Origin of the sequence: Escherichia sp. 93.1518, from assembly GCF_013368915.2 — a bacterium.
Lineage (GTDB): Bacteria > Pseudomonadota > Gammaproteobacteria > Enterobacterales > Enterobacteriaceae > Escherichia > Escherichia ruysiae.
The window spans coordinates 23,735-29,862 of the sequence record NZ_JABWMT020000038.1 but is presented as its reverse complement, the minus strand read 5'-3'; the positions used below and the strand labels follow the sequence as shown (position 1 = coordinate 29,862).

Here is a 6,128-nt window from a genome sequence, read left to right as displayed (position 1 = left end):
CTTTCCTCTTTCAGAGTCAACCCTGAATTTCAGGATTTTTCTCTTCAACCGAACCGGCTGTTTGTGTGAAGTGATTCACATCCGCCGTGTCGATGGGGGCGCATTATAGGGAGTTCTCCTGAGGCCGCAATAGAAAAATTGCAAAAAAATGACTGACTGCTGCATTCCCCAGCAAAACCCCTATTTATACCTTTTTACGCACAGAGTTATCCACAATCATAAGCGTTATTTCTGTATTCCTGACCTGCTAACCACAATCGAAATGGTGCTCACCATCGAAACAAAAAAATTCGCGAGCGTTGCGCAAACGTTTTCGTTACAATGCGGGCGAAAAATAAGGATGCCCCGTTAGGGGCGTTAGCTGAGTTTTTCGCGAAAAATTCAGCTAACGCTCTCTGTAATAGTCAAATCCAGGGGATTTACCATGCAACAACGTCGTCCAGTCCGCCGCGCTCTGCTCAGTGTTTCTGACAAAGCAGGTATCGTCGAATTCGCTCAGGCACTTTCCGCACGCGGTGTGGAACTGCTATCTACAGGAGGCACTGCCCGACTGTTAGCAGAAAAGGGTCTGCCGGTGACCGAAGTTTCCGATTACACCGGTTTCCCGGAGATGATGGATGGACGTGTGAAGACTCTGCATCCGAAAGTACATGGTGGCATTCTGGGCCGTCGCGGCCAGGACGATGCCATTATGGAAGAACATCAGATCCAGCCTATCGATATGGTGGTTGTTAACCTGTATCCGTTCGCCCAGACCGTTGCCCGTGAAGGCTGCTCGCTGGAAGATGCGGTTGAGAACATCGATATCGGCGGCCCAACGATGGTGCGCTCCGCAGCGAAGAACCATAAAGATGTCGCAATCGTGGTCAAGAGCAGCGACTACGACGCCATTATTAAAGAGATGGATGCCAACGAAGGTTCGCTTCTGCTTGCAACCCGTTTCGACCTCGCTATCAAAGCCTTCGAGCACACTGCCGCCTACGACAGCATGATTGCCAACTACTTCGGCAGCATGGTTCCGGCTTACCACGGTGAAAGCAAAGAAGCTGCCGGTCGCTTCCCGCGCACGTTGAACCTGAACTTCATTAAGAAGCAGGATATGCGCTACGGCGAGAACAGCCACCAGCAGGCTGCCTTCTATATAGAAGAGAATGTGAAAGAAGCCTCCGTTGCCACCGCAACCCAGGTTCAGGGTAAAGCCCTCTCTTATAACAATATCGCCGATACCGATGCGGCGCTGGAGTGCGTGAAAGAGTTCGCCGAACCGGCATGTGTGATTGTGAAGCACGCCAACCCTTGCGGCGTGGCTATCGGCAATTCCATTCTTGACGCTTACGATCGCGCGTACAAAACAGACCCGACCTCCGCATTCGGCGGCATTATTGCCTTTAACCGCGAGCTGGATGCTGAAACCGCACAGGCCATCATTTCTCGTCAGTTTGTCGAAGTGATCATTGCGCCATCCGCCAGCGAAGAAGCGTTGAAAATCACCGCAGCTAAACAGAACGTACGTGTGCTCACCTGTGGTCAGTGGGGCGAGCGTGTTCCGGGACTCGATTTCAAACGCGTTAACGGCGGCCTGCTGGTTCAGGATCGCGATCTGGGCATGGTCGGTGCAGAAGAACTGCGCGTCGTCACCAAACGTCAGCCGACCGAACAGGAACTGCGTGATGCGCTGTTCTGCTGGAAAGTGGCGAAGTTCGTGAAATCCAACGCTATCGTCTATGCCAAAAACAATATGACCATCGGGATTGGCGCAGGCCAGATGAGCCGCGTGTACTCCGCCAAAATCGCCGGTATTAAAGCTGCCGATGAAGGTCTGGAAGTCAAAGGTTCCTCTATGGCTTCTGACGCGTTCTTCCCGTTCCGTGATGGTATTGATGCTGCCGCCGCTGCCGGCGTGACCTGCGTAATCCAGCCTGGCGGTTCTATTCGTGATGACGAAGTGATTGCCGCCGCCGACGAGCACGGTATTGCAATGCTCTTCACCGACATGCGCCACTTCCGCCATTAATGGAGCGACAGATGAAAGTATTAGTGATTGGTAACGGCGGACGCGAGCACGCACTGGCCTGGAAAGCGGCGCAGTCGCCGCTGGTTGAGACCGTATTTGTCGCACCGGGTAATGCGGGAACGGCGCTGGAGCCTGCGCTGCAAAACGTCGCTATCGGCGTAACCGATATCCCGGCGCTGCTGGACTTCGCGCAAAACGAAAAGATCGATCTGACCATTGTCGGCCCGGAAGCGCCGCTGGTGAAAGGCGTGGTCGATACCTTCCGCGCCGCCGGGCTGAAAATCTTCGGCCCAACCGCAGGCGCCGCGCAACTGGAAGGCTCGAAAGCGTTTACCAAAGATTTCCTGGCCCGCCATAAGATTCCTACAGCGGAATATCAGAACTTCACCGAGGTAGAACCTGCGCTGGCGTATCTGCGTGAGAAAGGCGCGCCAATCGTCATTAAAGCTGACGGTCTGGCTGCCGGGAAAGGCGTTATCGTGGCGATGACGCTGGAAGAAGCGGAAGCGGCTGTTCACGATATGCTGGCGGGCAACGCTTTTGGCGACGCGGGTCATCGCATTGTTATCGAAGAGTTCCTCGACGGCGAAGAAGCGAGTTTTATCGTAATGGTGGATGGTGAGCATGTGCTGCCGATGGCCACCAGCCAGGATCACAAACGCGTAGGCGATAAAGATACCGGGCCAAACACCGGCGGAATGGGGGCTTACTCTCCTGCGCCGGTAGTGACCGATGAAGTTCATCAGCGCACCATGGAACGTATCATCTGGCCAACCGTGAAAGGCATGGCGGCGGAAGGCAATACCTACACCGGTTTTCTCTATGCAGGTTTGATGATCGACAAACAGGGCAACCCGAAGGTTATCGAATTTAACTGCCGCTTTGGCGATCCAGAAACCCAGCCGATTATGCTGCGCATGAAGTCCGATCTGGTTGAGCTCTGCCTGGCAGCCTGTGAAGGCAAGCTGGACGAGGAAACATCCGAGTGGGATGAACGCGCTTCCCTCGGCGTGGTGATGGCTGCGGGTGGATATCCGGGCGATTATCGCACTGGCGATGTGATCCACGGCCTGCCGCTGGAAGAAGTCGAAGGCGGTAAAGTGTTCCACGCGGGCACGAAACTGGCGGATGACGAGCAGGTAGTGACCAGCGGCGGGCGCGTACTGTGCGTCACCGCGCTGGGTCATACCGTAGCAGAGGCGCAGAAACGCGCTTATGCCTTAATGACCGATATCCACTGGGACGACTGCTTCTGCCGGAAAGATATCGGCTGGCGCGCTATCGAACGCGAGCAGAACTAACGCGACAGTTTTGCTAATAGCGTTTTGCGCGTAATCCCTAACTGACGGGCGGCTTCGGTTTTGTTGCCGCCCGTTTTCTCCAGCGCCGCCAGAATCACCTCTTTTTCCACTTCCACCAACGGCTGAATGTCCTGAGTTTGAGCCAGCGGGATCGGCGTACTGGCAATCGCCAGCGGCAGCTCGCGTTCGGAGATATATTCCCCAGTCAGCAGCACCACTGCCCGTTCTACCGCGTTTTCCAGTTCGCGAATATTTCCCGGCCAGTCGTAGTGAATCAGCAGATCCATCGCCTGGGGCGTAAAGCCTTTTATCGTCTTGCGATTGCGTTCAGCAAATCGCTGCAGAAAATGGCCAGCCAGCAGGGGAATATCCTCCCGTCGTTGCCGCAGCGACGGCACTTCAATTGCCACCACGTTCAGCCGATAGTAGAGATCCTGGCGAAAACGCCCGGCCTTTACCTCAGCGGCAAGATCGCGATGGGTCGCCGCAATCAGCCGGACATCAACCGAGATGGTCTGGTTGCTGCCGACACGCTGAACTTCGCGCTCCTGAATCGCACGTAGCAGACGCACCTGCATCATCGGCGAGATATCGCCAATTTCATCGAGAAACAACGTGCCGCCATCCGCCTCAACAAAGCGCCCTTCCCGGCGTTTATCAGCTCCAGTAAACGCCCCTTTTTCGTGACCGAACAATTCAGATTCCAGTAAGGATTCGTTGAGCGCCGCACAGTTGAGCGTCACCAGCGGTTTTTCGCAACGTCCGCTACTGGCGTGAATCGCTCTGGCGACCAGCTCTTTACCGGTGCCGGAATCGCCGTGGATCAGCACCGTGGCTTCCGATGGCGCGACGAGGGCGATTTCACTGAGCAGGTGTTGCATCGCCGGGCTTTTACCGACCATACCGAACTGGCTGGCAGACACTGCAGGCGTTTCAGCGTCAACACTGTGCGTATGTGCGAGCGCCTTTTCCAGCGTCGCCTGCAGGTTATCGAAATCCAGCGGCTTGATGAGATAATCCAGCGCCCCAGTTTTCAGTGCCTCTACCGCCGTCTCGACGCTGGAGTAAGCGGTCATAATCAGCACCGGAATCGCGGGGTTTAATGTTTTGATCTCTTTCAGCGTGGCGATGCCATCCATCTCTGCCATTCGCACATCGCAAAGCACAAGATCAAAAACCTGTTCCCGCACCTGCGCCAGCGCCTGTTGCCCACTATTCGCCAGCGCGACGTTATAGCCCCAGCCGCGCAGCAATGCCTGCAAGATGGTGCAGTGGCTAATGTCATCATCCACCACCAGAATATCGATATTATCGTGCGTCATCCTTGTGGGTCCTTACGCGTAATATTGACCGGAAACCAGAGGGTGAACGTTGCGCCTTTTCCCTCCTGGCTTGCGACCTGAATTGTACCACCGTGTTGTTCAACAATATTATGCACGACCGCCAGCCCCAGTCCGGTGCCTTCGGCTTTGGTGGTGAAGTATGGGGTGAAGATGGCTTCAAGCTGATCCGCCGCAATTCCTTTACCGCTGTCGGTAACGCTGATTTTCACGCCAACACCGCTTTCGCTGGCCGTCACGCTAATCACGCCATGCTGACCAATCGCCTGAATAGCATTGAGATAGAGATTCAACAGAACCTGGGTCAGCCGATCCGGATCGGCCTGAATTTGCGGCAACGTGTCGTTGGCGGTAAAGCGCAACTGAATTTCCCGGCTGTTTGCATCCTGGCTTACCAACTGTAATGAGTGGTTAATCAGGGTGTTGAGATCCACCGCCTGCAAAGCCAGATGCGTTGGCTTAACCAGTTCCAGTAGCTCGCTGACCACGCGGTTTAAACGGTCGGCCTCTTTCGCCATCACCTGCGCCAGTTGATGCGCTTCCCCGCCCTCTGGCGCACGTTCGGCAAAATATTTCGCCAGCCCTTTAATTGATGAAAGCGGATTGCGAATTTCATGGGCGACGCCTGCCGCCAGATGTCCCAGCGCCACCAGCTTCTCTTTGCGTTTCATTTCATCCTGCAACAGCTGGCGCGAGCGCAAATACCGGCGATACCAGAAGAATGACAACACGCTTGCCAGCAAGACCGTCGCCAGGGCGAAGAGGATAATCAGGGTGTTGCGCTTCTCCCCAATCTGGGTTGCAACCAGATCACTGGCATCAACAGCGATAAAGATAGCCTGTTGTGCTTCTGCCTGTGGCACAGCTTTTCCGTTACAGCGCGGCATATTGTGCATACCATGCCGCCAGGGAGCTGACATTGGCTGGAACAAACGATAGACCTCAAGCGCAGGCGCAGTTTCCGCTTTCTCAAGCAGTCGCCAGCGGGAGTTTTCCTCTGGCTTTAACTGCTGCATTTCATCTGGCGAATAGAGTGCACGCCCGACCATTTCGGGGTCACTGTGAAGAATGATGATGCCCTGGGCATCGGTGACAGCAAACCACAATACCCCCGGCTGGCCTGCCATCTCTTCCAGAAGTGCCTGCTGCTGAATATGGTGCATTCGCATCCCCATCCCTACGCGACTTCCCGACTCCAGAGCGCGAATAAGCACATTACCTTTTTCCAGTAATGCCTGGCGATCGGCCTCGCTTGCCCGCCCATAATCGCGAATCACCGTCACTGCAAACAATCCCACCAGCCCAACAATGACCACGGGGAGGATCGCGCTTAACCATTTGGCTAAGGCGTCTTTAGAACGTTGCATAAAACGCATCTTCTTCGTTGCCTGTTCATCCCTTTTTGACAGCAGAAATCATGCCATCTTTTATCAGCGTTTACCCTGCGCTGTAACACAAACACTTACGTTTCAA

4 protein-coding genes are annotated in these 6,128 nt (G+C 54.9%); 2 read left to right on the top strand and 2 right to left on the bottom strand.

Annotated features, from left to right (window positions below):
• Positions 1-424 precede the first annotated feature (424 nt).
• Both purH and purD read left to right on the top strand, forming a co-directional pair.
• Complete coding sequence (gene purH / locus HEN21_RS19905) at positions 425-2,014, top strand: bifunctional phosphoribosylaminoimidazolecarboxamide formyltransferase/IMP cyclohydrolase (RefSeq protein ID WP_001550410.1); 1,590 nt, start codon at positions 425-427, stop codon at positions 2,012-2,014.
• A gap of 11 nt (positions 2,015-2,025) precedes the next feature.
• Entirely contained in the window at positions 2,026-3,315 is a 1,290-nt protein-coding gene (gene purD, locus HEN21_RS19900; RefSeq protein ID WP_176252380.1) for a phosphoribosylamine--glycine ligase, read from the top strand.
• Here purD and zraR read toward each other — a convergent pair.
• On the bottom strand, positions 3,312-4,637 hold the full coding sequence (gene zraR / locus HEN21_RS19895; protein ID WP_176252381.1) for a sigma-54-dependent response regulator transcription factor ZraR: 1,326 nt from the start codon (positions 4,635-4,637) through the stop codon (positions 3,312-3,314). The genes purD and zraR overlap by 4 nt on opposite strands.
• Complete coding sequence (gene zraS / locus HEN21_RS19890; RefSeq protein WP_176252382.1) at positions 4,634-6,031, bottom strand: two-component system sensor histidine kinase ZraS; 1,398 nt, start codon at positions 6,029-6,031, stop codon at positions 4,634-4,636. Before zraS ends, zraR begins: the two co-directional genes overlap by 4 nt.
• Between the last annotated feature and the right edge of the window lie 97 nt (positions 6,032-6,128).